26 protein-coding genes are annotated in these 26,554 nt (G+C 64.5%); 13 read left to right on the top strand and 13 right to left on the bottom strand.

What is annotated here, in order from left to right:
• Positions 1–2,646: pyruvate, phosphate dikinase (gene ppdK / locus LDN95_RS08770; RefSeq protein ID WP_226017289.1), on the top strand; the 2,646-nt coding region annotated here is incomplete at its 5' end.
• Positions 2,647–2,656: 10 nt separating this feature from the next.
• Here ppdK and LDN95_RS08775 read toward each other — a convergent pair.
• Positions 2,657–3,469 (bottom strand): class I SAM-dependent methyltransferase, encoded by an 813-nt coding sequence (locus tag LDN95_RS08775; protein ID WP_226017290.1) that lies wholly within the window; start codon positions 3,467–3,469, stop codon positions 2,657–2,659.
• Between the two features lie 107 nt (positions 3,470–3,576).
• Between LDN95_RS08775 and LDN95_RS08780 the strand changes: the two genes are divergently transcribed.
• From LDN95_RS08780 to LDN95_RS08795, 4 genes are all read left to right on the top strand, one after another.
• Positions 3,577–4,362: a double zinc ribbon domain-containing protein gene (locus tag LDN95_RS08780; protein WP_226017291.1), complete on the top strand. Its 786-nt coding sequence runs from the start codon at positions 3,577–3,579 to the stop codon at positions 4,360–4,362.
• A gap of 405 nt (positions 4,363–4,767) precedes the next feature.
• On the top strand, positions 4,768–5,175 hold the full coding sequence (hisI, locus tag LDN95_RS08785; RefSeq protein WP_226017292.1) for a phosphoribosyl-AMP cyclohydrolase: 408 nt from the start codon (positions 4,768–4,770) through the stop codon (positions 5,173–5,175).
• A gap of 133 nt (positions 5,176–5,308) precedes the next feature.
• The gene (locus LDN95_RS08790) at positions 5,309–5,719 is read left to right on the top strand and encodes a MerR family DNA-binding transcriptional regulator (RefSeq protein ID WP_226017439.1); all 411 of its coding nucleotides are present in this window, start codon (positions 5,309–5,311) and stop codon (positions 5,717–5,719) included.
• 73 nt (positions 5,720–5,792) lie between these two features.
• Positions 5,793–7,595: an acyl-CoA dehydrogenase C-terminal domain-containing protein gene (locus LDN95_RS08795; RefSeq protein ID WP_226017293.1), complete on the top strand. Its 1,803-nt coding sequence runs from the start codon at positions 5,793–5,795 to the stop codon at positions 7,593–7,595.
• Positions 7,596–7,636: 41 nt separating this feature from the next.
• Here LDN95_RS08795 and LDN95_RS08800 read toward each other — a convergent pair whose 3' ends face one another.
• The 5 genes from LDN95_RS08800 to tyrS form a co-directional block, all read right to left on the bottom strand.
• Complete coding sequence (locus LDN95_RS08800; protein WP_226017294.1) at positions 7,637–8,338, bottom strand: dienelactone hydrolase family protein; 702 nt, start codon at positions 8,336–8,338, stop codon at positions 7,637–7,639.
• 7 nt (positions 8,339–8,345) lie between these two features.
• Positions 8,346–9,263 (bottom strand): cysteine synthase A, encoded by a 918-nt coding sequence (gene cysK / locus LDN95_RS08805; RefSeq protein WP_226017295.1) that lies wholly within the window; start codon positions 9,261–9,263, stop codon positions 8,346–8,348.
• 97 nt (positions 9,264–9,360) lie between these two features.
• On the bottom strand, positions 9,361–10,641 hold the full coding sequence (locus tag LDN95_RS08810; RefSeq protein ID WP_226017296.1) for an MFS transporter: 1,281 nt from the start codon (positions 10,639–10,641) through the stop codon (positions 9,361–9,363).
• Positions 10,642–10,776: 135 nt separating this feature from the next.
• Positions 10,777–11,118 (bottom strand): PilZ domain-containing protein, encoded by a 342-nt coding sequence (locus tag LDN95_RS08815; protein ID WP_226017297.1) that lies wholly within the window; start codon positions 11,116–11,118, stop codon positions 10,777–10,779.
• Between the two features lie 131 nt (positions 11,119–11,249).
• Positions 11,250–12,479: a tyrosine--tRNA ligase gene (tyrS, locus tag LDN95_RS08820; RefSeq protein WP_226017298.1), complete on the bottom strand. Its 1,230-nt coding sequence runs from the start codon at positions 12,477–12,479 to the stop codon at positions 11,250–11,252.
• Between the two features lie 48 nt (positions 12,480–12,527).
• Between tyrS and LDN95_RS08825 the strand changes: the two genes are divergently transcribed.
• Both LDN95_RS08825 and LDN95_RS08830 read left to right on the top strand, forming a co-directional pair.
• On the top strand, positions 12,528–13,073 hold the full coding sequence (locus LDN95_RS08825) for a DOMON-like domain-containing protein (RefSeq protein WP_226017299.1): 546 nt from the start codon (positions 12,528–12,530) through the stop codon (positions 13,071–13,073).
• Positions 13,070–14,272, top strand: coding sequence for an exo-beta-N-acetylmuramidase NamZ domain-containing protein (locus tag LDN95_RS08830; RefSeq protein WP_226017300.1), 1,203 nt, complete (start codon positions 13,070–13,072; stop codon positions 14,270–14,272). Before LDN95_RS08825 ends, LDN95_RS08830 begins: the two co-directional genes overlap by 4 nt.
• A 21-nt stretch (positions 14,273–14,293) precedes the next feature.
• Here the strand turns inward: LDN95_RS08830 and LDN95_RS08835 are convergent, their stop codons facing one another.
• The gene (locus LDN95_RS08835; protein ID WP_226017301.1) at positions 14,294–15,475 is read right to left on the bottom strand and encodes a VWA domain-containing protein; all 1,182 of its coding nucleotides are present in this window, start codon (positions 15,473–15,475) and stop codon (positions 14,294–14,296) included.
• A gap of 4 nt (positions 15,476–15,479) precedes the next feature.
• Positions 15,480–15,926: a GFA family protein gene (locus tag LDN95_RS08840; RefSeq protein WP_226017302.1), complete on the bottom strand. Its 447-nt coding sequence runs from the start codon at positions 15,924–15,926 to the stop codon at positions 15,480–15,482.
• Positions 15,927–16,005: 79 nt separating this feature from the next.
• On the opposite strand from LDN95_RS08840, the gene LDN95_RS08845 reads away from it, so the two are divergent.
• A complete protein-coding gene (locus LDN95_RS08845) occupies positions 16,006–16,746 on the top strand; it encodes a glutathione S-transferase family protein (protein ID WP_226017303.1) in 741 nt (246 codons plus the stop codon).
• A gap of 25 nt (positions 16,747–16,771) precedes the next feature.
• Here LDN95_RS08845 and LDN95_RS08850 read toward each other — a convergent pair whose 3' ends face one another.
• Both LDN95_RS08850 and LDN95_RS08855 read right to left on the bottom strand, forming a co-directional pair.
• Positions 16,772–17,197, bottom strand: coding sequence for a hypothetical protein (locus LDN95_RS08850; protein ID WP_226017304.1), 426 nt, complete (start codon positions 17,195–17,197; stop codon positions 16,772–16,774).
• Positions 17,198–17,200: 3 nt separating this feature from the next.
• A complete protein-coding gene (locus LDN95_RS08855) occupies positions 17,201–18,043 on the bottom strand; it encodes a MoxR family ATPase (RefSeq protein ID WP_226017305.1) in 843 nt (280 codons plus the stop codon).
• Between the two features lie 227 nt (positions 18,044–18,270).
• Between LDN95_RS08855 and LDN95_RS08860 the strand changes: the two genes are divergently transcribed.
• On the top strand, positions 18,271–19,059 hold the full coding sequence (locus LDN95_RS08860) for a hypothetical protein (protein ID WP_226017306.1): 789 nt from the start codon (positions 18,271–18,273) through the stop codon (positions 19,057–19,059).
• On the opposite strand, the gene LDN95_RS08865 is transcribed toward LDN95_RS08860, so the two are convergent.
• The 3 genes from LDN95_RS08865 to LDN95_RS08875 all read right to left on the bottom strand — a co-directional run bounded on the left by LDN95_RS08865 (position 19,056) and on the right by LDN95_RS08875 (position 23,525).
• A complete protein-coding gene (locus LDN95_RS08865) occupies positions 19,056–20,144 on the bottom strand; it encodes an acyltransferase (RefSeq protein WP_226017307.1) in 1,089 nt (362 codons plus the stop codon). The genes LDN95_RS08860 and LDN95_RS08865 overlap by 4 nt on opposite strands.
• A gap of 102 nt (positions 20,145–20,246) precedes the next feature.
• Complete coding sequence (parE, locus tag LDN95_RS08870) at positions 20,247–22,265, bottom strand: DNA topoisomerase IV subunit B (RefSeq protein WP_226017308.1); 2,019 nt, start codon at positions 22,263–22,265, stop codon at positions 20,247–20,249.
• Positions 22,266–22,340: 75 nt separating this feature from the next.
• Positions 22,341–23,525: a penicillin-binding protein activator gene (locus LDN95_RS08875; protein WP_370631672.1), complete on the bottom strand. Its 1,185-nt coding sequence runs from the start codon at positions 23,523–23,525 to the stop codon at positions 22,341–22,343.
• A 45-nt stretch (positions 23,526–23,570) separates the two neighbouring features.
• Between LDN95_RS08875 and rsmI the strand changes: the two genes are divergently transcribed.
• The 4 genes from rsmI (at position 23,571) to LDN95_RS08895 (ending at position 26,499) form a co-directional block, all read left to right on the top strand.
• Positions 23,571–24,422, top strand: coding sequence for a 16S rRNA (cytidine(1402)-2'-O)-methyltransferase (gene rsmI, locus LDN95_RS08880; RefSeq protein ID WP_226017309.1), 852 nt, complete (start codon positions 23,571–23,573; stop codon positions 24,420–24,422).
• Positions 24,419–24,775: a YraN family protein gene (locus LDN95_RS08885; protein WP_226017310.1), complete on the top strand. Its 357-nt coding sequence runs from the start codon at positions 24,419–24,421 to the stop codon at positions 24,773–24,775. Before rsmI ends, LDN95_RS08885 begins: the two co-directional genes overlap by 4 nt.
• 99 nt (positions 24,776–24,874) lie before the next feature.
• Positions 24,875–25,828, top strand: coding sequence for a glutathione synthase (gshB, locus tag LDN95_RS08890; protein WP_226017311.1), 954 nt, complete (start codon positions 24,875–24,877; stop codon positions 25,826–25,828).
• A gap of 74 nt (positions 25,829–25,902) precedes the next feature.
• A complete protein-coding gene (locus LDN95_RS08895; RefSeq protein ID WP_226017312.1) occupies positions 25,903–26,499 on the top strand; it encodes a DedA family protein in 597 nt (198 codons plus the stop codon).
• The last annotated feature ends 55 nt before the right edge of the window (positions 26,500–26,554 follow it).

Raw genomic sequence — 26,554 nt, forward strand, 5'->3', positions numbered from 1 at the left:
CATTTTGGCGGCGGCGCCGTTTCGAGTGATCCTCGTTCGCGGGACAAGACGATTACGGGTGGCAAGGGGGCCAATCTGGCCGAGATGGCGGGGATTGGTCTGCCGGTTCCGCCGGGGTTCACGATCAGCACCGAGGTGTGCACGGCCTACAACGCCAGTGGCAAGACGTTCGATGCCGACTTGCGCGCGGCGGTGGCGGCGGGTGTGGCACATGTCGAGGCGGCGACGGGCCGGGTGTTCGGCGATGCGGCCAATCCGCTGCTGGTTTCGGTCCGCTCGGGCGCGCGGGTGTCGATGCCGGGGATGATGGACACCGTGCTCAACCTGGGGCTGAACGATGCGACGGTGCAGGGCCTTGTCGCAGGCTCGGGCGATGCGCGCTTTGCGTGGGACAGCTATCGCCGGTTCATCCAGATGTATTCGGACGTGGTGCTGGGTCTGGAACACCACCGCTTTGAAGATGCGCTGGAAATCATCAAGGAGGACAACGGCTTTTACGCCGATGTCGAACTGGGTGCCGAACACTGGCAGGATCTGGTCGGCCAGTACAAGGCGATCGTGGCCGAGGAACTGGGCCGCCCGTTCCCGCAGGACGTGCACGAGCAGTTGTGGGGCGCGATCGCGGCGGTGTTCGATTCGTGGGAGAGCGACCGGGCCAAGGTCTATCGCCGCCTGAACGACATTCCGGCGACCTGGGGCACGGCGGTGAACGTGCAGGCGATGGTGTTCGGCAACATGGGCGACACGTCGGCCACGGGCGTTGCCTTTACCCGTGACCCGGCCACCGGCGAGCGCGCCTATTACGGCGAATGGCTGGTCAACGCGCAGGGCGAGGACGTGGTCGCGGGCATCCGCACGCCGCAGTACCTGACCCGCGCCGCGCGCGAGCGGGCCGGGGCCAAGCCGCTGTCGATGGAAGAGGCGATGCCCGGCGCCTATGGCGAACTGGCCGCGGTCTTCGATCTGCTCGAAAAGCATTACAAGGACATGCAGGACATCGAGTTCACCGTCGAACAGGGCAAGCTGTGGATGCTGCAGACCCGTTCGGGCAAGCGCACCGCCAAGGCGGCGCTGAAGATGGCGGTGGACATGGTCGGCGAAGGGCTGATCGATGAGGCGACCGCGATCCGCCGGATCGACCCGATGGCGCTCGACCAGTTGCTGCACCCCACGCTCGATCCCAAGGCGGCGCGCGATGTGCTGACGCGGGGCCTTCCGGCGAGCCCGGGTGCGGCCAGCGGGACGGTGGTGTTCGACGCCGATACCGCGCAGACGCTGGCCGAACGCGGCGAGGCGGTGATCCTGGTGCGGGTGGAGACCAGCCCCGAGGACATCCACGGCATGCACGCGGCCAAGGGCATCCTGACCGCGCGCGGGGGCATGACCAGCCACGCGGCGGTAGTGGCGCGCGGCATGGGCCGTCCGTGCGTGTCGGGCGCTTCGGCGCTGTCGATCGACATGAAGACGCGCACGGCCAGGATCGGCCATCGCGACATTGCCGAAGGCGACGTGATCACGCTCGACGGTTCGAACGGCGAAGTGATGGCGGGGCAAGTGGCGACGGTCGAGCCCGAACTGGTCGGCGACTTCGGCACGCTGATGGTGTGGGCGGACAAGCACCGCCGCATGAAAGTGCGCACCAATGCCGAAACCCCGCACGATTGCGTGGTGGCGCGCCAGTTCGGCGCCGAAGGCATCGGGCTGTGCCGGACCGAGCACATGTTCTTTGAAGCGGGGCGGATCAGCGCGGTGCGCCAGATGATCCTGGCCGAGGACGAGGCGGGACGGCGCACGGCGCTGGCCAAGCTGCTGCCCGAACAGCGCGCCGACTTCACCGCGATCTTCGAGGTGATGGCGGGTCTGCCGGTGACGATCCGGCTGCTCGATCCGCCGCTGCACGAGTTCCTGCCGCATGCCGACGCCGAGTTCGCCGAACTGGCCGAAGTGACCGGGCTGGGGGTCGACCACCTCAAGCGGCGGGCGGGCGAGTTGCACGAGTTCAACCCGATGCTGGGGCACCGTGGCTGTCGTCTGGGGATCACCTTCCCCGAGATCTACGAGATGCAGGCGCGCGCGATCTTCGAGGCGGCGGTCGACGTCGCGCTCAAGAGCGGCGAGGCGGTGGTGCCCGAAGTGATGATCCCGCTGGTGGCGACGAAGAAGGAACTGACGATCCTGCGCGCGCTGGTCGACCGGGTGGCGGCCGAAGTCTTTGCCGAAAAGGGCAAAGTGCTCGACTATCTGGTGGGCACGATGATCGAACTGCCGCGCGCGGCCCTGATGGCGGGCGAGATCGCCGAGGAAGCGACGTTCTTCTCGTTCGGCACCAACGACCTGACGCAGACCACGCTGGGCGTCAGCCGCGACGATGCGGCGCGCTTCCTCAACCCCTATGTCGAACAGGGCATCTACCCGCGCGACCCGTTCGTCAGCCTCGACATCGAGGGCGTGGGACAACTGGTCGAACTGGCGGCCGAGCGTGGCCGCAAGACGCGCCCCGGCCTCAAGCTTGGCATCTGCGGCGAACACGGCGGCGATCCGGCCAGCATCGCGTTCTGCGAAAAGACCGGCCTCGACTACGTCTCCGCCAGCCCCTACCGCGTCCCCATCGCGCGGCTGGCGGCAGCACAAGCCGCGCTGGGGTAAGCAAAGCGCGCTAGAACTTGGGTGGGCGCAGCACTTTCGCCCACCCACTCAGCGTCAGGATGGCGAAGGTTTCGGTAACCCGACCTTCGCCATCGGCACGCTCGCCAAACGCAACCTGCGCCCGCGCAAGGCCAGCTTTGCCCAGCGGCGGCCCCGGACGGTCCAGCGCGCTTGTCAGGCCCTGATCGCGCAAGTCGCCGACCAATCTTTGCAGGCTGCCGAACCGCACTTTCAATTCGCGCGAATCGGCTACCGGATCGGCAAATCCGCAGCGTTGCAGGAGTTGGGCTCCGGCGCGGGCATCGATCTGCGGGTGGGTGCGGGCAGCGGGGCGGTCGCCATCCGCGCTCAGCATGATGTCGCGCAAAGTGGCGAGGCTGCCCGCACCCGGAAAGCTGACGAGAGCCAAACCGTCGGGCGCCAGCGCGCGGCGGATATGGAGCAGTGCTCCCGGCAGGTCATTGATCGTATCGAGGAGGCCCAGACTGACGATCAGGTCGAAGCCGGTGAAGGGAAGCGGCTGTTCGTCGTCGAAAGCCAGCTCGCCGGGGCCGGGCACCGGATCGGCGCGCAGCACTTCTGTTCCCTGACCGCCAAGCGCCGTCGCGATGATCCCGCTGCGATCGCCGATCACGAGCGCGCGCGCCGGGTCGTGGCGCAGGAAGGCCAGCCGTTCGAGCACGTCTTCGGCCATGTCCTGCGCCAGATAGCGGGCGGCATCGCCGTTGTGGGCGCGGACCAGCTGGCGGGCGCGGATCGCCCGACGGCGTGCGGATGCGAAGATGACCGGAGGGGCCGGGGGGGACGGTGAAGCGCTTGCCATGGCGCTGCCTTGCCGCACAGCTTCGCGCTTGCCAAGGCGTCGCGGTTGTTCAAGGTCGCCCCAAGAGTGCTTGCCAATTGCGCGTGTCTGCCGGACACCCTGCGCGCATGGCCGCGCCTTCGTTCCTGACCCCGTTGATCGACATGATGTTCCCGCCGCGTTGCCCGTTATGCGGCGAACCTCTGGCCGAGCAGGGCGGGCTGTGCCTTGATTGCTGGACCCAGCTGGCGATTCCGGGCGAGCCGGCCTGCACATTGTGCCAGCGGCCCTTGCCCGATCGCGTGGCGCAGGCTGCGCCCGATGGGAAGCCGGTGTGTGCGCCTTGCATGGCAGATCCGCCGCGCCACGAAGGGATTGCTGCAGCCACGCTCTACAACCCTGTGTCACGAAAGCTGGTGCTGCAGTTCAAGCACGGGCGGCGAATCGCGCTGGCAGGCCTGCTTGGGCAGATGATGGCGGCGAGACTGCCCCGGCTTGAAGGGGAATGGCTGCTGGTGCCGGTGCCGTTGCACCGCTGGCGCCTGTGGCAGCGCGGTTACAACCAGTCAGCGCTGCTTGCGGCGCGGCTGGCCAGGGCGACCGGCCAGCGGTTGGTGGTGGATGGTCTGGTGCGCAAGCGGCGCACGCCTTCGCTCGGCGGACTGAACCGGCGGGCCAGAGCCACGGCATTGCAGGGGGCGATCGCGCCCAACCCACAAAGGCAGGAAATGCTGGCCGGGGCCAATGTTCTGCTGGTCGACGATGTGTTGACCAGCGGGGCGACGACGGATGCCTGCCTGCGCGCGCTGCGCCGGGCACGTGTCGCCCGCGTCCGCATCGTCTGCTTTGCGCGCGTGCTGGACGAGGCGCTTGATGATGCCAAGAGCGTGGATACGGCCGTCTGGCACGAGTGAACAGTATCGGTTTCGCGGGGGCGGGCCCGCCACGAAAAGACGCCCGGAACCGAAGTCCCGGGCGCTCGCGTGACGATATCGTTGGTGGTTGCGCTCGTTAAGCACAAAGACAGCCCCCCGACTGTCACCACCTTGACCCTCATCGTTTCAATTGCGGCCGACCCTCACGAAGAGGAACATGCAACAACCCTTTTTTCCCTGAACTTTGGCGCTTTTGCGCCGCCCGAAGGCGGGTCCAGATCGCGGCTCCCTCAAGCCGCAAAGCTTTCTTCGGCGATTGCGCAGCTATACGGAAGGGCATTATGAAGGGGGAGCCGATTTTGCCATGGTTCTGTGGTTATAGTGCAACAAATGCATGGCTTGAACGATGTTTTGCGAAGGATTCTCACAATTTCCGCTCCAATCATGCCCATAGCGGTAACCATTGCCAGCGAATCCCCGTCCGATGTGACCGAGCGCGAGCAGGGCAGCTTGTTCATGCCGCGGTTCGATTCTGCGGGACTGGTCACTGCCGTTGCGGTCGATCACGCCAGTGGTCGCTTGCTGATGCTGGCGCACATGGACGCCGAGGCTATCGCCAAGACACGCGAAACCGGCTTTGCGCATTTTCACTCCCGTTCGCGCGGGCGACTGTGGATGAAGGGCGAGAGTTCGGGGCACGTGCTGCGCGTTGTCGAAATCCGCGTGGATTGCGATCAGGATGCGCTTGAATTGCGGGTAGAGGCGGCTGGCCCCGCCTGTCACACGCTTGCCCCCAGTTGCTTCTACCGCCGTCTGGATGACCTTGGGGCCCTTGTACGCATTGATGATTGACGCTTACGTAAAGGGCAGCTAAAAACCGGGTATGTCGAACCCGGCTGCCGCCACTATCGTCACCGCGCCTGACGCGCCTTTGTCTTCCAGCAGCGTGCCTGCCGACCGCAGGCCCGACGACCATACCGGGCATCTGCATCAGCCCGATGCGCTGTCGCGCGAACAGTTCACGATTTCGGACCTCTCGATCGAATTCGGGGTGACCGCACGTGCGCTTCGTTTCTATGAGGACGAGGGCCTGATCGCGCCGACTCGCACCGGGTTGGCGCGGATCTACAGCAAGCGCGATCGTGCCCGGCTGGCTTGGATCATGCGGGCCAAGAACGTCGGCTTCAGCTTGTCCGAAATCCGCGACATGATCGACCTTTACGATCTTGGCGATGGACGTGTGGAACAGCGCCGGGTGACGATCGCCAAGTGTCGCGAGCGTGTCGAGAACCTCAAACGTCAGCAGGCCGATATCGCGGCGACGGTCGCCGAATTGTCGAGTTTCGTGCAGTTGCTGGTTGACCGGGAACGGGCCGAGGGCCGCAACCCGGACTGATCAACGGCTCTTGCCGAACAATCACAAGCCATACCAGAGCGCTGGGACATCGGCGCCACCAAGGAGTCAGGATATGCCCGTTTACAAGGCGCCCACGCGCGATACGCGTTTTGTGATCAACGAAGTGCTGGGTCTCGATGGACTCACCGCACTGCCCGGCTTCGCTGGGGCCAGCCGCGACATCACCGATGCCGTGATCGATGAGGCCGGGCGCTTCGTCAGCGACGTGATCGCGCCGCTAAACCAGATCGGCGACAAGGAAGGCTGCATCCGCCATCCCGATGGCTCGGTCACCACACCCACCGGCTTTCGTCAGGCGTATCAACAGTATGTGGAGTCGGGTTGGGGCACGTTGTCTGCGCCCGAAGCTTTCGGCGGGCAGGGCTTGCCGCACGTGCTGGGCTTCGTTCTGGAGGAGTACATGGCGGGGGCGAACCAAGCTTTCGCGATGTACCCCGGCCTTGCCAATGGTGCGATTTCGGCGATCTTGTCCAAAGGTTCGCCCGAGCAGCAGCAGACTTATCTGCCCAAGATGGTCAGCGGCGAATGGCTGGGCACGATGAACCTGACCGAACCGCATTGCGGCACCGACCTCGGGCTGCTGCGCACGCGCGCCGAACCACAGGCCGATGGCTCCTATGCCATCACCGGCACCAAAATCTTCATTTCGGCAGGCGACCATGACCTGACCGAGAACATCATCCATCTGGTGCTTGCCAAGACTCCGGGCGCACCCGAATCGAGCAAAGGCATCTCGTTGTTCATCGTGCCGAAGTTCCTGGTCGAAGCCGATGGCTCGCTGGGTGCACGGAACGCCGTGACGGTCGGTTCGATCGAGCACAAGATGGGCATCAACGGCAACGCCACGTGCGTGATGAACTACGATGGGGCGAAGGGCTGGATCGTTGGCGAGGAGAACAAGGGGCTGGCCGCGATGTTCATCATGATGAATGCCGCGCGGCTTGGCGTGGGCCTGCAAGGGCTGGCGCAGGCCGAGGCTTCGTTCCAGAATGCGGTGCTCTATGCGCAGGAACGGCGCCAGGGCCGCGCGCTGACCGGTCCTGCAGAGCCGGAGCAGAAGGCCGATACGCTGTTCGTGCACCCTGACGTGCGCCGCATGCTTATGGACGCCAAGACTTTCATCGAAGGGATGCGGGCGCTGTGCATGTGGGGTGGCCTGCAGGTTGACCTGACGCATTCCGCCGAAACCGAAGACGAGCGGCAGGCCGCCGACGACCTGATCAGCCTACTGACGCCGGTGATCAAGGGCTTTGGTACCGACATGGGCTACAAGACCGCCACCGACATGCAGCAGATTTGGGGCGGCCACGGCTATATCCGCGAAAATGGCATGGACCAGTTCGTGCGCGATGCGCGGATCGCGATGATCTATGAAGGCGCCAATGGCGTTCAGGCGATGGATCTGGCCGGACGCAAACTGGCGCTCAACGGTGGCCGCGCAGTGCAGTTGCTGTTCAAGGTGATCGACGAGGAGTGCGCCTCTGCTGCAGATGGCGATCCTACCGTCGCGCTGGTGGCGGAAAAGCTTGCCAAGGCAACCGGCCAGTTGAAGGCTGCAACCATGTGGTTCCTGCAGAATGCGATGGCTGATCGCAATGCGCTGGGCGCCGGAGCCTATGCCTACATGACGTTGACCGGCGTGGTCTCGCTTGGCCTGATGTGGCTCAAGGTTGCCAAAGTGGCCGCCGCCGCATTGGCCGCCGGGGCTGAGGACAAGCTGTTCTACGAAGCCAAGCTGACGTGCGCCAAGCATTGGGCACTGCGCTTTGCCCCGCAGGCTGGCGCGCTGCGCCATGAGATCGAAGCGGGCGCCGAGACGGTGATGGCGCTGCCAGTCGAGGCGTTTGCGGCCTGAACCATAGGTGCCGGCCCCGCCTGCAAGCGGGGCCGGACCGGTCAGAACAATTCGTCGAACAGACTGGTCAGTGCAGCCCAGCTTTGCCGGTCGGCGCTGGCGTCATAACCGATCGCGGGAATGCCGCGCGCGTCGCTGCCGGGATCAGTGAAGCCGTGGCGCACCCCGCTATAGGCGTGGAAGTGCCAGTTGGCCCCAGCCGCGTCCATTTCCTCCCAAAAGCCGAGCACTTGCGTGCGCGGCACCAGCGGATCAGCGTCGCCATGGCTGACGAACAGCCGCGCCTTGACCGAGCCGGGTTGGGCCGGGCTGGCCGTGTCGAGCAAACCATGGAAGCTGGCCGCAAGGACCAGATCGGCCCCGTCGCGCGCGAGTTCGAGCGCAGCCTGTCCGCCCATGCAGTAGCCGATAGCCGCCAGTTTCAGCCCTTGCGCGTCCGGGTGTCCGGTCAGCGCGGCAAGGCCTGCCCGCAACCGCGCGCGATAGCCTTCGACGGTCGCGCGCAAGGCGGTGGCCAGTTCGCGCGAATGGTCGAAATCGCGCACCTGTTCGCCATAGAAATCGGCGATCAGCGCCACGAATCCGGCATCGGCCAGCATCGCAGCCCGCCGTTCCATCGGCGGATTGGCGTTCATGATCGTCGGCAGGACCAGCACCGCGCCACGCGGTGGCCCCTCCGGTCGGGCGAGCCATCCGGTGAGCGCAACCGTGCCGTCGGCATAGTCGATGCGTTCAAGCGCCATGACAGGCTTACTCCGGCAGGAAGTCGGCGACCGAAAGGTACCGCTCGCCGGTGTCGTAGTTGAAGCCCAGCACGCGGCTGCCTGCGGGAAGCTCGGGCAGCTTTTGCGCAATCGCGGCAAGCGTCGCGCCCGAACTGATGCCCACCAGCAGGCCTTCGACCCGCGCCGACTTGCGCGCCCATTCCTTGGCGTCGGCCGGATCGACCTGAATCACCCCGTCGATGGACTGGGTGTGCAGGTTGCCGGGGATGAAGCCTGCGCCGATACCCTGGATCGGGTGCGGGGCGGGTGATCCGCCCGAGATCACCGGCGACAGTGTCGGCTCTACCGCATAGGCCTTGAAATCGGGCCAGTGCTTCTTCAATTCCTCGGCGCATCCGGTCAGGTGACCTCCGGTGCCAACCCCGGTGATCAGCACGTCGAACGGCGTTTCGGCAAAGTCGTTCAGGATCTCGATGGCGGTGGTCCGCACATGGATGTCGACGTTGGCCGGGTTTTCAAACTGCTGCGGAATCCACGCGCCCGGCGTTTCGGCCACGATCTGGTTGGCGCGCTCGATTGCCCCCTTCATCCCCTTTTCGCGTGGGGTAAGGTCAAACGTCGCGCCATAGGCGAGCATCAGCCGCCGCCGTTCCAGCGACATCGATTCGGGCATCACGAGCACGAGCTTGTAGCCCTTTACCGCCGCGACCATGGCGAGGCCGATGCCGGTGTTACCCGAAGTGGGTTCAACGATGGTGCCGCCCGGTTGAAGGCTGCCGTCGGCTTCGGCGGCCTCGATCATCGCGAGGGCGATCCTGTCCTTGATCGAACCGCCCGGATTGGCGCGTTCGCTCTTCACCCATACCTCGTGGTCGGGAAACAGGCGGGACAGGCGAATGTGCGGGGTGTTGCCAATGGTGGCGAGGACGGAATCCGCTTTCATGTCGCATGGCTCCTGGGTTGTGAGCAGGTCAGAATGGAGGGTTTGCTGATCGGCTGGGATCGCGCGGCCAGAAGGTTTTGGGGCAGGTGGTCTTCAATCAATCCTTGTACTGCGTCGTGAAAGTCCGCACCCGGCGCAATTCCGGGAAGCCGACCGCCCACAGCGCGGTCACGATTATGGCACCGATCCCGCCGAACACAACCGCGCCAGTGGCTCCGAGAAGCGCTGCGGCGACGCCGGATTGCATTTCGCCCAGCTCGTTCGAGGCCGAAATGGCAAGTCCCGAGATCGACGAGACACGGCCCCGCACGGCATCGGGGGTGTGAAGCTGGACGAGCGTGTTGCGGATGAACACCGAAACCATGTCCGCAGCGCCCAGCAAGGCCAGCATCAACAACGAAAACAGCAAGGAACGCGACAGCCCGAAGCCGATCGTCGCTGCGCCGAATCCGGCGACCGCCAGCAGCATCTTGTTGCCAACTTCGTTCTGGATCGGCCGGTGCGACAGGACATAGGCCACGATCGCAGCGCCAAGCCCCGGCATCGCCCGCATCAGTCCCAGTCCATAGGATCCCACTGGATGGCCGTTCCACAACAGGATGTCGCGCGCATAGACTGGCAAGAGCGCGGTGGCGCCGCCCAGCAGTACAGCGAACAGATCGAGCGAGACGCAGCCGAGCAGGAACCGGTCGTTCCACACGAAAGCCAGTCCTTCAAGGATCTGCCGCAAGGGATGGCGATCACGGTTGCCAGGCGGCGGCGGAATCTTGCGGATGCCGAATGCCGATATCGCCGCAATCAGCAGCAGCGCGGTCGATACCCAATACGGAATGTCGGCGCGGACGGCGAACAGCACGCCGGCCAGCGCCGGGCCGCCGAGGCCACCGATCTGCCAGGCCATCGAATTGATCGCGACCGCGCGCGGCATCAGGGCTGCCGGAACGATGTTGGGCGCGATCGACGCCAATGCCGGGCCGATGAACACGCGGCTGGTCCCGTGCAGCGCCCCCAGCGCAAACAGCAACGGCAAGCTAAGCAGATGCAGGTAAGTTGCAATCGCCAGGGTCAGGGCGACAGCCGTGTCGTTCAGGAGTGCAAGCCCGGTGACGGCGCGGCGATCAAACCGGTCGGCGACCAGACCGGCAACCGGCGTCAACAGGAACAGTGGCAGAAACTGCGCCAATCCCAGCAGGCCCAGTTCGAAAGCGGCTGAGCCGATGCTCATTCCGTATTGACCGCGCGCCACGTCGTAAAGCTGGTAGCCCAACACCACGACCATGCCGGTGGTCGCCACCGCAGATGCAAAGCGAGCCAGCCAGAACCGACGATAGTCGGGGATCTGCAGAGGCGATGTCGGTTCGGACGAAGAGCGGTTCACAGCCAAGCCTCTGGCACCCGCAGCAGCGCTTGCCAAGCGTCCTGACAGGACGGGCTTGTCAATAATTACGCGACAACGGTTGTGAAATGCTCAAGTGCCAGCAAGCGCTCCGGGAAGGCCTCGCACAAACCGGGGTTACTGGGTGCCGTTGCGTTGTGTGCGTGCGGGCATGAGCGAGCGCACGAGCTTGCCGAAATCATCGGGCCGGATGATCCGTTCGAACTGGAAACCGGCGCGATCGCCATCGGCCCACACCAGAAAAGCCTCGATCCGGCCGATGTGCTGCAAGCGCACGGTCAGCCGCTCACCCCTGCTCAGGTCAGGCGCTTCGCGAACCATGAAGCCGTTGGCTGAAATGTTGACGATGTGCAGCATGATGTCGCCCAGCCTGCGATGCTCGGCAAGCACCGGCAGGTTGATCGAATGCCGCGACGCGCGCCGCAAGTCAGTGACAGATAACTGGGCTCCGCCTGACATCGTACCTCCTTGCCGCAGAACGACACCCACCGTGGGCGCCTGATGCAAGTTTGGTCCGGATTGACTTACATTTGGTAAAGCACCCGGCAAAAACTTGCCGCTCGTTGCCGGGTGTGCCAGCGCAGGGATCGTCAAGAAACCTTGATAATTCCGTGCTTTTTCTTGCCGGACGATACGCGAATCTCACCAGAATGGAGCGAAATCTGGTAACCGTCATCGCTCACCGCGACGCCGTCAACGCGGGCGCCACCACCCGCAATCAGCCGTTTCGCCTCGCCCCGGCTGGCGGCGAAACCCAGCCCGATCAGCGCATCGACCAGTCCGATAGCGCCGGCTTCGGCCACCAGCGTGGGCAGATCCTGCCCCACTCCGCCCCCGGCAAATGTTGCCGCGGCGGTCGCTTCGGCGGCGCGTGCCGCCTCGGCCCCGCGCACCAATCCGGTGACCTCATTGGCCAGAACTGTCTTGGCGGCGTTGATCTCGGCCCCTTCGAGCGCTTCGAGTCGGACGATCTCATCGATCGGCAGGTCGGTGAACAGGCGCAGGAACCGCCCGACATCGCGGTCGTCGGTGTTGCGCCAATACTGCCAGAAATCGTAGTGCGGTAGGGCATCGTCGTTCAGCCACACCGCGCCGGCAGCGGTCTTGCCCATCTTGGCCCCGTCCGCCGTCGTCAGCAGCGGAGTGGTCAGGCCAAAGACTTCGGTGCCGTCCATCCGGCGCGACAGCTCGATACCGTTGACGATGTTGCCCCACTGGTCCGATCCGCCCATCTGCAACCGCACGCCGCCGGTCTTGCTGAGATGGCGGAAGTCATAACCTTGCAGAATCATGTAGTTGAATTCGAGGAAGGTCATCGGCTGTTCGCGCTCAAGCCGCAGCTTGACCGAATCGAATGAAAGCATGCGGTTGACGGTGAAGTGCGTGCCGACCTGCTGCAGCAGTTCGATGTAACCCAGCTTGCCCAGCCAGTCGTGGTTGTTGACCATGATCGCATCGGTCGGACCGTCGCCAAAGGTCAGCAATCGCGAAAACACCGTGCGGATCGAGGCGATATTGGCCTCGATCGTGGCATCGCTCAACATTTTGCGGCTTTCATCGCGCCCGGTCGGGTCGCCGATGCGGGTGGTGCCGCCACCCATCAGGACGACCGGCTTGTGCCCGGCCTGTTGCAGGCGGCGCAGCATCATGATCTGCACCAGACTGCCGATGTGCAACGAAGGCGCGGTCGCATCGAAGCCGATATAGCCCGGCACAATGCCTTCGCTCGCGAGCTTGTCCAGCCCGGCGCCATCGGTCAGCTGGTGGATGTAGCCCCGCTCGTCTAGCAGGCGCAGCAGCGTTGAGGTATATTCGGTCATGTCCGGCCTTCGTGTTTAGGCCCGCGCGCCTAGCACGGAGAGTTGCGCTTGGAAACGTTCGAGCTTGTCCCCCACCCGGCGCACCCTTCGTTCTGCCTGCAAGGCATCAGCGCGAGATTGCTGGCTTTTGATGCATATTGGCTGACTTTGCGCTTCAGCTTGGCAGGCGCCCGTGCCGTGGTACTGCCCCCACTGGCGGGCAAGGGGCGGGCTGACGGGTTGTGGCGCACGACCTGCTTCGAACTGTTCGTCGCCGGTGCTGACCCTGGCGGGGGTTATGCAGAATTCAACCTGTCACCGTCCGAACGCTGGGCTGCCTATGATTTCACCGGCTATCGCGAAGGGATGGCCGATCGCGCCATGCCGCGCGATCCGGTGTGCACCGCACGGCGCGGAGGCGGCACGCTGATCTTCGACGTAGCCATTCCGCGCGCCGCCTTGCCGCCGTTGCCCTGGCGTTATGGCCTGAGCGCGGTGATCGAGGAGGCGGGCGGGGTGATCTCGTACTGGGCTATCGCGCACCGGCCCGACAAACCCGATTTCCACCATCCCGCTTGCTTCGCGGCCACGCTTGCGGCACCGGATTGCGCATGAACTTCGGTATCGATCGCCTGCTCGCCGACCCTGCCTTGCGCCGCCCGCTCGCCGGTCGCCGCGTCGCGCTGGTAGCGCACCCCGCCTCGTTGACAGCCAATCTGGTCCATAGCGTCGATGCGCTGGCCGCGCTCGATGACGTGAACCTGACCGCCGCTTTCGGCCCACAACACGGGCTGAAGGGCGACAAGCAGGACAACATGGTGGAAAGCGCCGACACCGTCGACCCGGCATTGGGCATCCCGGTGTTCAGCCTTTACGGGCAGGTGCGTCGCCCGACGCCTGCGATGATGGACAGCGCCGACGTGTTCCTGTTCGATCTGCAGGATCTGGGCTGCCGCATCTACACCTTCCTCACGACGTTGCTCTACCTGCTCGAAGCCGCAGCGGGCACCGGCAAGGCGGTGTGGGTGCTCGACCGACCCAATCCGGCTGGGCGCCCGATCGAGGGCACTACGCTGTTACCGGGCTGGGAAAGCTTCGTTGGTGCAGGGCCCCTGCCGATGCGCCATGGCATGACGCTGGGCGAGATGGGCCATTGGTTCGTCGCGCACTACGGACTTGATGTCGATTACCGGGTCATTGCCATGGAAGGCTGGACCCCGGAAACCGCACCGGGTTTCGGCTGGCCCGAAAGCCGCATCTGGGTGAACCCGTCGCCCAATGCCGCCAGCCTCAACATGGCGCGCGCCTATGCCGGTACGGTGATGATCGAGGGGGCGACCCTGTCCGAAGGGCGCGGCACCACCCGCCCGCTCGAAGTGCTGTTCGGTGCGCCCGACGTCGATGCGCGCGCGGTCCATGCCGAAATGAGCAAGGCTGCGCCACAGTGGCTGGCGGGTTGCGCCATCCGCGAATGCTGGTTCGAGCCGACCTTCCACAAGCACGCCGGTGCGCTGTGCAACGGCCTGATGATCCATGCCGAGGGTGGCTTCTACGACCACCACGCCTTCCGCCCCTGGCGCTTGCAGGCGCTGGCGTTCAAGGCAATCCGCAGACTTTACCCGGACTACCCGCTGTGGCGCGACTTCGCGTATGAGTACGTGTTCGACAAGCTGGCGATCGACGTGATCAACGGCGGGCCTGTGCTGCGCCAATGGGTCGACGATGCAGGCGCGCTGCCGGGCGATCTGGATGCACTGGCAGGCGCGGACGAGGCCGCGTGGGCGGCGGACCGGGCGGCGTTTCTGCTGTATTGAAGCGAACGGCGCTGGAGCGCCTCAATGCTTCTTGCGCGTCAACTCGCGCATCGCACCGTCCAGCCCTTCGAGTGTAAGCGGGAACATGCTGCCGCCGACCAAGTCCTTGATCATCTTGGTCGACTGCGAATATGTCCACTGCTTTTCGGGTACGGGATTGAGCCATACCGTAGCCGGATAAGTCTGCGCCATGCGGTGCAGCCAAACTGCGCCCGCTTCCTCGTTGAAGTGCTCCACACTGCCGCCCGGATGACTGATCTCGTAGGGGCTCATCGCCGCATCGCCGACGAACACGATCTTGTAGTCGTGGCCGTATTTGTGGAGGATGTCCCAGGTATTGGTCCGCTCTGCCCAGCGGCGCTTGTTGTCCTTCCACACCCCTTCGTACAGGCAGTTGTGGAAATAGAAGAACTCCATGTTCTTGAATTCGGTCGTTGCGGCGCTGAACAGCTCTTCGACCAGCTTGATGAACGGGTCCATCGATCCGCCCACATCAAGCAAGAGCAACAGTTTTACCGCGTTGCGCTTTTCCGGGCGCATCTTGATGTCGAGCCAACCCTGCCGCGCGGTTCCCTCGATCGTCCCGTCAAGGTCGAGCTCGTCCGCCGCACCCTCACGGGCGAAGCGGCGGAGGCGGCGCAGCGCGATCTTGATGTTGCGTGTGCCCAATTCGCGGGTGTTGTCGAGGTTCTGGAACTCGCGCTTTTCCCACACTTTCACCGCGCGGCCGTGCTTGGCTTCGCCGCCGATGCGCACGCCTTCAGGGTTGTAGCCCGAATTGCCGAACGGGCTGGTGCCGCCGGTGCCGATCCACTTGTTGCCGCCCTGATGGCGCTTTTCCTGCTCCTCAAGCCGCTTTTTCAGCGTGTCCATGAGTTCGTCCCAAGACCCGAGGGCCTTGATCTTTTCCATCTCCTCTTCGGACAGGAACTTCTCGGCCACGGCCTTCAGCCAGTCCTCGGGGATCTCGACCGGACGTTGACCGTAGTCGGTGAGCAGGCCCTTGAACACTTTGTTGAACACCTGATCGAAGCGGTCGAGCAGGCCTTCGTCCTTCACGAAAGTGGTACGCGACAAGTAGTAGAACGCTTCGGGCGTCTGTTCGATCACGTCCTTTTCCAGCGCTTCGAGCAGGACGAGATGCTCCTTGAAGCTGGCCTGGATACCGGCCGCGCGCAACTCGTCGATGAAGTTGAAGAACATCGGTTCAATCCTTGGTTGCGGGCGCGGAAGTGGTCGGGGTTGCAGGGGCGGGCGGTTGCTGAGGCCACTGCTCGAGCGCGGGGTCGATCTGCGCCCAGTCGGGAGCATCCTGCGTCCAGATGACGACTTCGGGTTTGAGGTCGTGCGGCTGGTCGAGCACACCGAAGCGCACGGTTTTCAGATGTGGTCGCGCCGAGCTTTGGCCATAGACTTGCGTGCCGCAGCTTGCGCAGAAGTGGAAGGTCAGCGTGTTGCCGCTCGCCGCCGTCCATGTGGCCGCGCCAAGGGTGCCCTCGATCGCGACCGCTTCAGCCGGGAAGATGGCGTTGTGCGTCGGGCCACCGGCGGCAATGGTCTGGCACTGGCGGCACCAGCACTGGCGCGTCGTGGCGGGTTTGGCGCCGATGTTGAGGGTGACCGCGCCGCATGCGCACTTTCCGGTGTAGCCCATGGCTCCAGCTCCGATAGGGTATTGTTCGTGTTGCATACAATTGGCTATGGTGTGTCCGTACGGAGAGGATAACATCAAAATGCTCAAGCTCTACAGTTTCGGCCCCGCCGCCAATTCGATGAAGCCCTTGCTGACCCTGTTCGAAAAGGGCCTGCCGTTCGAGGCCAACCGGCTCGATCCTGCTACCTTTCAGCACCACAGCGACTGGTTCAAGGCGATCAACCCGCGCGGTCAGGTGCCCGCGCTGGTCGATGGCGAGCATGTCATCACCGAATCGACTGTGATCTGCGAATACCTTGAGGACGAACACCCGACCGAAGTCGTACTGCGTCCCGCTGACAGCTTTGGTCGTGCGCAGATGCGGGTGTGGACCAAGTGGGTCGACGAATACTTCTGTTGGTGCGTCTCGACGATCGGCTGGCACCGCTATGTCGGCAACATGGTCAAGGCGCTGTCTGACGCCGAATTCGAGGAAAAGGTCGCCGCAATCCCGGTGGTGGAACAGCAAATCAAGTGGCGCCGCGCCCGCGAAGGCTTTCCGCAGGACATGCTGGACGAGGAGATGCGCAAGATCGCCTTCAGCGTGAAGCGTCTCGACGATCACTTGCGCGACAACGAATGGCTGGTTCCCGGGCAGTACACGCTGGCCGATATCTGCAACTTCGCCATAGCCAACGGAATGCAGTTCGGCTTTCCCGAATTCGTGAGCAAGGAAGCGACGCCCGGTCTTGTCCGCTGGATCGAACAGATCAACGCGCGCCCGGCGGCAAAGACCATGTTCGGCGCGGTCGAACTCGAAAAGCTGGGCCCGCGCGAATAAGGTCGGCGGACGAACAGAGCCGCGCCTACTCACTGACGGTGAAGTCGTAGCACATCGCGCCCAGCGAATAGGGGTTCACGCCCCCGGGCAGGCGGCGGTTTACCGTCAGAAAGCCGATGATCTTGTTGTTCTTCATGATCGCCGGCGGGGCCACCGTCGTCTCGTTGAACGGGGAGAACAGAGCATCCGGGCTGCCATATTCACCGATCCGATTCCAGATCGAATCCGAGGAATAGCGGCTGCCGAAGTTGCCATAGCGGTTGAAGATGCTGAGGCTGTCGTACCGGTCGGCCAATTTGCCGAGAAACTTCTTGTCGACCATGATCATGGCGCCATCGAAATGGGCGCAGGGGGCGGGACGTGCGTACACAGAGTCAGGCACGAACGCGCCGCCGAACAGCGCCGCCGCCACCAACAGACCGACAAGAGTGGGCCTACTGGTGGCGACCAAACGTCAACTCCCGCGGCGAGCCATGAAGGCAAGCCGTTCGAACAGCATGATATCCTGCTCATTCTTGAGCAAAGCACCATGCAGCGGCGGAATCGCCTTGGTAGGGTCGCGATTCTGCAGCACGTCCAAAGGCATGTCTTCGTTCAGCAACAGCTTGAGCCAGTCCAGAAGTTCGCTGGTAGAGGGCTTCTTCTTCAAGCCCGGAACCTCGCGCACTTCATAAAACACTTCGAGCGCTTTTGCTATCAAAGTCTTCTGAATTCCGGGGAAGTGGACGTCGATGATCGCCTGCATTGTCGCCCGGTCGGGGAACTTGATGTAATGAAAGAAACAACGGCGCAGGAACGCGTCGGGCAGTTCCTTTTCGTTGTTGGACGTGATCACCACGATCGGCCGTTCCTTGGCCGTGATCCGCTCCTGCGTTTCATAGACGTCGAAGCTCATCCGGTCGAGTTCCTGCAACAAGTCGTTGGGAAACTCGATGTCGGCCTTGTCGATTTCGTCGATCAGCAGCACGGGCAGTTCGGGCGCGGTGAAGGCTTCCCACAGCTTGCCCTTCTTGATGTAGTTGGCGATGTCATGGACGCGCTCGTCGCCCAGTTGGCCATCGCGCAGGCGGGCCACCGCATCGTATTCATACAGGCCCTGCTGCGCCTTGGTGGTCGACTTGATGTTCCATTCGATCAAGGGCGCGCCCACCGCCTTGGCGATTTCATGCGCCAGCACAGTCTTGCCGGTGCCGGGTTCGCCCTTCACCAGCAAGGGCCGCCGCAGCAGCACGGCGGCGTTGACCGCCACCTTCAGGTCATCGGTGGCAACGTAATTGCTGGTACCTTCGAACCGCATGGGCTCCCCCGTTCTCTTTAAGCAAGCGATTAAGCCTAGAGGGTGCCTTTGCCTTGCGCAAGAGGGCGAAAACGGTGTGACCGGATGGGCAGGTGCCTCCCTCGACAAATAAGGCTGGCAGAAAAGGGATTCGCGTCATTTTTGCGTTGAGCCAGCGTTGCCATTGTCGCGCGCGCTTGGCAGGGAGAGCGCGCAGGGGATGCCGGGGCCGGGAATACGGAGCGTTGATGGATCGGCTTGAACAGACCCCGCAGGACAGCCGCTATGCCGCGCCGCGCCGTGGGCGTGGTGTGGCCATGGCCCTGTCGCTGGCGGTCTGCCTGCTGCTGGGGGCGGCGCTCATCTCGATGGGCGCGTTCCAGCCACCTGCAGGCGGACGCGGGGCGACGCTTGTCGCCGTGTCGATTGCCGGGCCGAAGGGTGACAAGGCCGACAAACCCGCGCCCGAGCACAAGCAGACCGCCACGCACGCCACCAGTCAGACCGCGACCGCGCAGGCCGCAGCAAGGCCCATGCCGCGCGTGGTCGTGCCCAGCCCGAACAAAGTCGAATGGCCCGAAGGTTTCATTCCGATGAGCCATGCGGACTATGCCTCTGCCGACATCGGCAAGGTCAAGTCGGCAGCCGGTGCCGGTGCGCAATCGGCCGATGCCGGTGGCGGCAAGGGCGGCGGCGATGGTCCGGGCGGGGCGCACCTGTACAACGCAGAATGGTATCGCGAACCGACCGATGCGCAGCTTTCAGGCTATATGCACGGCGGTTCGCCTCCGGGTAGCTGGGCGATGATCGCCTGCCGCACGCTGCCGCAATACCATGTCGAGGATTGCCAGGAACTCGACGAATCGCCGCGCGGTTCGGGCATGGCGCGCGCGCTGCGTCAGGCGGCGTGGCAGTTCCTCGTCCGGCCACCGCGCATGGATGGCAAGCCGATGATCGGCGCTTGGGTGCGCATCCGCTTTGATTTCACCAAGGCCAAGCGCGGCGAGGACTCCGGTCCGGGCGACGGTTCCGGTTAGCGCTTGCCAAGCAGCGCTGCGTTCAACCGCGCGCGGACCGGTTCATCCCACAGTTTCAGCCCGGCCCAGCCAAGCGCGATCAGCGCGGGCGGCAACGCGAGCGCGACCGGGATCACGCTTGCGGGCGACGGGGTGGTCAGGATCACCCAGTCGGCGAACTTGTAGATGAACGGGTAGTGCAGGATGTAGAGCGGGTACGATAGCCGCCCCAGCAGCGAACATGTCGCCAGTGTGCGCGGACCGACCCGCGAATGCGCGCCAAGCAGGACGATCGCCGGAAACAGAACGATGACCAGCGCCGCTTCGAACAGGCCGTTGCTGGCGGCCTTGGCATCGGGCCCCATTACTGGCAGCGCCAGCGCCGCGATCATGATCGCCGCCAGCGGCAGCAGGCCCAGCCGCAGCTTGGGCAGCGAGGGCAGCACCCGGTGCAGCCACAGGCCAAAGATGAACGGGAATGCCAGCCGCACTTCGGCCATCCACCAGTTGCTGTAGCCAAAACCGGTCGAGACGGTGCCATAATGCGCGGCGCCCGCTGCCAGGCCGATCCCCGCCGGGAGCGCCAGCGCCAGCAGCGCGCGCGGGCTCAGGTGGCGCAGCACCAGCGCATAGGCGATGTTGCCGAGGTATTCCTGAAACAGCGTCCAGGTTGGGCCGTCGAGTGAATGGGTATCATCGAACCGGCCCGGCAGCGTGGGGTAGGGCAGCACCAGCAGTGCCAGCGCGATGGTCGTCGCCCAGTGGGTCGCGTCCATGTTCCAGTCGGGCCCGCGAAAGGGCGCAAAGGCATAGACAAGTACGCCGATCACGGTGGCTGGCAGCACCAGCGGATGCAGCCGGATCAGCCGCCGCAGCGCGAACTCGCGCAAGCCCATGCCGCGCGCCCAGCGACCGTCATAGGCGTAAGATACGACAAAGCCCGACAGGCAGAAAAAGAAGTCCACCGCCAGCGCGCCATGCGGGAACACATTGCCGCGCGGATCGCCCAGCGACAGGATCTCATTGACGTGGAACACCACGACCAGCAGCGCGGCCACCCCGCGCAACCCGTCCAACACCTCGAAATGCGCTCGCTCGCCCGCCATGATCATCCCCTGCCGTCGTTATGACAGCGTTAGACAATGTGGTGTGGCGCTTGGCAAGAGTCCTTATATTGCTTAGAATTGGTAGTCAGTCGCCCGGCGCGATCACGCGTCGATCATGTCCGGGTCGAGTTCGCCCGCGCGGTTCTGGATGAACATGAAGCGGTGTTCGGGGTTGCGGCCCATCAGGCGGTCGACCAGTTCCTTGATCGATTGACGCTGTTCGTTCTGTTCGGGCAGGGTGATACGCAGCAGCGAGCGGGTGGCAGGCGCCATCGTGGTTTCGCGCAACTGTTGCGGGTTCATCTCGCCAAGGCCCTTGAACCGGCCGACTTCGACCTTCTTGCCCTTGAACTTGGTTTTTTCCAGTTCGGCGCGCTGTTCGTCGTCGCGGGCATAAGCGCTGACCGCACCGCTGGTCAGGCGATAGAGCGGCGGTTGCGCCAGATAGAGGTGCCCCTTGCGCACGATATCGGGCATTTCCTGAAAGAAGAACGTCATGAGCAGCGTGGCGATGTGCGCGCCATCGACATCGGCATCGGTCATGATGATGATGCGGTCATAGCGCAGCGCATCGGCGTTGCAGTCCATGCGCATCCCGCAACCGAGCGCGAGGCCGAGGTCGGCGATTTCCGAATTGGCGCGGATCTTGTCGTTGGTGGCGCTGGCGACGTTGAGGATCTTGCCCCGGATTGGCAGGATCGCCTGTGTCTTGCGATCGCGTGCCTGCTTGGCGCTACCCCCGGCGCTGTCGCCTTCGACGATGAACAGCTCGGTTTCGCCGCTGCCCTCGCCGGTGCAGTCGGTCAGCTTGCCGGGCAGGCGCAGCTTGCGCGCGCTGGTGGCGGTCTTGCGCTTGATCTCGCGCTCGGCCTTGCGGCGCAAGCGGTCCTCCATGCGCTCGACCACGCTGGCCAGCAGCGCCTTGCCGCGCTCGATGTTGTCGGTGAGGAAGTGGTCGAAGTGGTCGCGCACCGCGTTTTCGACCAGCCTTGCAGCGTCGGGGCTGGTCAGGCGGTCCTTGGTCTGGCTTTGGAACTGGGGATCGCGGATGAACACCGACAGCATGATCTCGCTGCCCGTCACCACGTCGTCGGCGGTTAGATCCTTGGCCTTTTTCTGGCCGACCAGATCGCCGAATGCCCGCAGGCTCTTGGCCAGAGCGACGCGCAAGCCCTGTTCGTGGGTGCCGCCATCGGGGGTGGGGATGGTGTTGCAGTACCAGCTATACGATCCGTCGGACCATAGCGGCCAGGCGATGGCCCATTCGACGCGGCCCATCTCCTCGCCAGCGGGGCCAGCCGGAAAGTCCTGCCGCCCGGTGAAGGGCACGGCGGTGACACATTCGCGCGTGGCGATCTGCTCGTTCAGGTGATCGGCCAGCCCGCCGGGAAACTGGAACACCGCTTCGGCCGGAACGTCGGCGCTGGTCAATGCGGCAGCGCATTTCCAGCGGATCTCGACCCCGGCATACAAATAGGCTTTTGATCGGGCGAGGCGGAACAGCCGCGCCGGTTTGAACCGGGCATCGTCGCCGAAAATCTGTGTGTCCGGCACGAACGTGACTGCGGTGCCGCGCCGGTTGGGCGCATTGCCGATCCGCTGGAGCGGGGCAAGCGCCAGACCGCGCGAAAACTCCTGCGCGTACAACTCCTTGTTGCGCGCCACCTCGATACGGGTGAGCGAGGACAGTGCGTTGACCACGCTGACCCCCACACCGTGCAGGCCCCCGCTGGTGGCATAGGACTTGCCCGAGAACTTGCCGCCCGAATGCAATGTGGTGAGGATCACCTCGAGCGCCGATTTGCCCGGATATTTCGGGTGTTCGTCAACCGGGATGCCGCGACCGTTGTCGGTAATGGTGATCCGGCCGGCAGCGCCCGGCTCCTCCTCAAGCGTCACTTCGATCCGGTTGGCGTGGCCTGCGACAGCCTCGTCCATCGCGTTGTCGAGCACTTCGGCGGCAAGGTGATGCAGCGCGCGTTCGTCGGTGCCGCCGATGTACATGCCGGGGCGACGACGCACCGGCTCAAGCCCCTCAAGCACCTCGATCGCCGAGCCGTCATAGGGTTCACCGGAGGTGCCGCTGTCCGGCCGTGCAAACAGATCGTCGTCAGAAGCCATGGGCGGCGCTATACCGCGCTGCGGAATCCGCGCGCAAGTCGGATTGCCTGCTTATCCGACCTTATTAATGCGCGATCACGGTGCCAGCTTGGCCGGGGCCGGGCTGGCCGTGACGAACGTGCCGTTGGTCACCTCGCGCACTTCCATCGCGCGCTCGGCAACGCCGAACTCATTGAAGCGGAACACCCCGTCGAGCCCGATGAACCCTTGCGGGTCATAGAGCTTGGCGGTGGGAAACAGCGTCCCCGGTTTCCACGTCCGCGCGATGTTGAGCGTCAGGAGCACCGAATCATAGCCGATCGTGGCGATCCGGGCAGGTGCGGTGCCAAAGCGGTTGCGGTAGGATTTTTCGAATTGGCCAAATCGCTGATCCGAAACGGTGGCAAACCAGGCCCCCTTCATCGCCGGGCTGCGTGCAACGGCAGCCTCGCCGTTCCACAACTCGGTGCCGATCAGCCGCGCACCGCTGGCGAAACTGGCGGCCTGCAATGCAATCCGCGCACCGTCGGCGATCAGCACCGCATCGACATGGCCCTTGGCCAACACGCGCCGCATGGCGCTGCCGACCGAGGTGTTGGACCGGTCGTAAGTCTCGACGCTGGTCAACTTCACGCCGCTGTTGCGGGTGGCTGACGCAAGCGCGGCGGTCACCCGCTGGCCATAGATGCCGCCGGGCACGATCGCACCCAGCGCGGTCACGCCATGGGCGCGGGCATAGCCGACCACACGCGCTACCGACTGGCCGGGCACCTGACCCAGCACGAATACGTCTCGGTCAGCCACGCCGACATCGTTGGAATAGGTGATCATCGGCACATGCGCCGGGCGGGCGACTGCGGCCACGGCCTGAACCTCGTCGGCCAGCAGCGGGCCGAGGATCAGCTGGTTGCCGTCCTGAACCGCCTTGGCCGCGGCCTGCCCGGCACCGGTGGCGGTGTCATAGCTGGTTATGCGCAGCGTCTTGGCGTTGGTGTCGAGCAGCGCCATCGTCGTCGCGTTGGCGATCGCCTCTCCGACTGCTGCATTGGCACCACTGAGCGGCAACAGCAGGGCAACGCGATGGCGGTCGGCGTCTGTCGGCAGAACATTGGCTTGCGGAGCGGCTTCAACCGGAGCGGGCGGCGGGCCTTGCGGCTTCTGCTTGGGGATCACGGTACAACCGGCCGCCAAAGCCAGCAGGCCAAGCGTTGCCAGTCGGCGCATGCGGCCGAACAGTGGCTTGTCCGACAGTCTTTCGTTCGACCCAGACCTGCTGCCCATCATCATCTGCTTGCTGCTCCCCCGGTCCCGGTCCATGGAAACTGCATGAATGCGCCTCCACTTGAACCCGGCCTGAATCTTGATCCCGGCCTCTATATTGTCGCGACCCCGATTGGCAATCTTGGCGATATCTCGCGCCGCGCCATCGAAACGCTGTCGGCCTGCGCCTTGATAGCCTGCGAAGACACGCGCGTCACCGGCAAGTTGTTGCATCATCTCGGGATCAAGCGGCCGATGCGCCGTTATGACGATCACGCAGGTGACGATGCGCGTGAACGCCTGCTCGGCGACATCGCGCAACTGCCGGTGGCGCTGGTCTCGGACGCGGGAACGCCGCTCATCTCCGATCCCGGCTACCGGCTGGTCCGTGATGCGCGGGCGCGGGGCCTGAACGTCGTGAGCATCCCCGGACCCAGCGCGCTGATCACCGCGCTGACGTTGGCGGGTTTGCCGACCGATCGCTTCCTGTTTGCGGGCTTCTTGCCATCAAAGGAAAAGGCGCGCGCCGATACGCTGGCCGGATTGGCTGCGGTTCCGGCCACGCTGGTGTTCTATGAAACCGGGCCGCGACTGGTCGATGCCTTGCACGCGGTCGCCCAGGCGCTGCCGGGGCGTGAGATCGCCGTAGCGCGCGAATTGACCAAGCTGCACGAGGAATGCCGTAGCGGCACGCCAGAGGCGCTGACGGCGCATTACACGGCGCACCCACCACGCGGCGAAATCGTCCTGCTCGCCGGGCCGCCCCCGCCGGCTGCGGCACCGGAAGCGGATGTGGTGGACGCCGCGCTACGTCTGGCGCTCGCAACGATGTCCACTTCACAAGCGGCTGCCAGTGTCTCACGGGCACTTGGCCTTGATCGCAAGGCTTTGTATGCTCGCGCCATGGAGCTGAAATGAGCAGGCGGAAGGCCGAGAGCAAAGGACGCAGCGCCGAAGTGCTTGCTGCGTGGTGGCTACGCCTGCAAGGTTGGCGCATTCTGGCGCGGCGTCAAAGGCTTGGCGTGGGCGAGGTGGATATCATCGCCCGGCGCGGACGCACGGTCGCATTCGTCGAGGTCAAATGGCGCAACCATCCCGCCTTGTTGCGGCAGGCGGTCGACGTTCGGCGACTCCATCGGGTGGTTGCGGCAGCGCAAGGGCTGGCCCATCGCTTTGCCGGGCCGCAGGACGATCTGCGGGTGGATGTCATACTGATCGCGCCATGGCGGCTGCCGCGCCGGATCACCAATGTCTGGCAACCCGACGCCTGATCGCAGTTCGCCCTTTGCGGGCATGATCGGTCGGGCTAGGGACGGAACCGGCCACAGGCCATGCCGCCCGGTGGGCGCCTCCGAAGACAGGAATTACCCATGACCGTTCGTGTTGCTGTGCAGATGGACCCGCTTTCCGGCATCAACATCGCCGGGGATTCCACCTTCCACCTGATGCTGGCGGCACAAGCGCGCGGGCACGAACTGTTCTATTACGACGTGAAGTCGCTGGCCTGGCAGGCCGGGCGGGTCACCGCCGAAGGCGCTCCGGTCACGGCCGTGCAGCGTGTGGTCGGCGACCATTTTGCACTGGGCGAGACGCGCAAGATCGACCTTGGCAGCGACATCGACGTGGTGCTGATGCGGCAGGATCCGCCGTTCGACCTCGGCTACATCACCGCTACCCACCTTTTGGAGCGGCTTGAGGGCGAAACACTGGTCGTCAATGATCCGCGTTCGGTCCGCAATGCGCCTGAAAAGGTCTATGTGCTCGACTACGCGCGGTTCATGCCGCCGACGCTGATCACCCGCTCAGCGGCCGACGTGCGCCGTTTTCAGCACGAACTGGGTGAGACTGCCGTGGTGGTCAAACCGCTCCACGGCAATGGCGGCAAGGCGGTGTTCAAGGTCGAGGCCGATGGCGGCAACCTGTCGGCGCTGGCCGAACTGTTCGGCACCGTCTGGCCCGAACCGTTCATGGTTCAGCCCTTCCTTCCCGAAGTGGCCGAGGGCGACAAGCGCATCGTGCTGGTCGATGGCGAAGTGCTGGGCGCGATCAACCGCAAGCCTGGCGAGGGCGAGTTCCGCTCCAACCTCGCCGTCGGCGGCTATGCCGAAAAGTGCGGGCTGACCGCGCGAGAGGAAGAAATCTGCGCCGCCATGGGGCCGGAACTCAAGGCGCGCGGTCTGGTGTTCGTGGGCATCGACGTGATCGGCGGCAAGTGGCTGACCGAAATCAACGTAACCAGCCCCACCGGCATCGTCGCCATCGAGAAGTTCGACGGCACCGACACCGGCGGCAGGATCTGGGACGCCATCGAAGCCAAGCTTTGAGCTGACCGGCATTCTGAACGGATGGGCGGAGGAATGTCTGGGATCGTTCTGAGCGCCAAGGCGTTTCAGCCAGCATGAACGACTGGATCACCCACCTTGTCGAAGGCGGCGGCTATTGGGGCATCGCGCTGCTGATGGTGCTGGAAAACGTGTTCCCGCCGATCCCGTCGGAACTGATCATGGGGCTGGGCGGCATTGCCGTTGCGCGCGGGCGGATGGAGGTGCTGCCGCTGATGGTGGCGGGCACGCTCGGCTCGACGGCGGGCAACTACGTGTGGTTCGTGATCGGGCGGGCGTTGGGGTATCAGCGGCTGCGCCCGTTCGTCGATCGTTTCGGGCGCTGGCTGACGATGGACTGGCCCGCGGTCGAGGCGCTGGTCCGCTTCTTTGAGCGGCACGGCCAGTGGGTGGTCTTTGCCATGCGCTTTTCGCCACTCATGCGCACGATGATCTCGCTGCCCGCAGGCCTCGCCCGGATGGGGCAAGTGCGCTTCGTGCTGTTCACGCTGGCGGGTACGGCGGTGTGGAACGCGGTGCTGGTTTGGGCCGGCTGGAAACTCGGACAGGATTTCGGCCGGGTGGAGGACTACACCGGCCCGGTTGCGCTCGCCTGCTTTGTGGTCATGGGTGTGTGGTATGCGTGGCGCGTGGTGACCTGGCGGGGGCGCTAAGGCTGTTTCCGCGAGTTTTGTCCCAATCCCCGGCATTTCATCGTCGCTTCGTCAC

Origin of the sequence: Novosphingobium sp. FKTRR1 (genome assembly GCF_020404405.1) — a bacterium.
Classification (GTDB): Bacteria; Pseudomonadota; Alphaproteobacteria; order Sphingomonadales; family Sphingomonadaceae; genus Novosphingobium.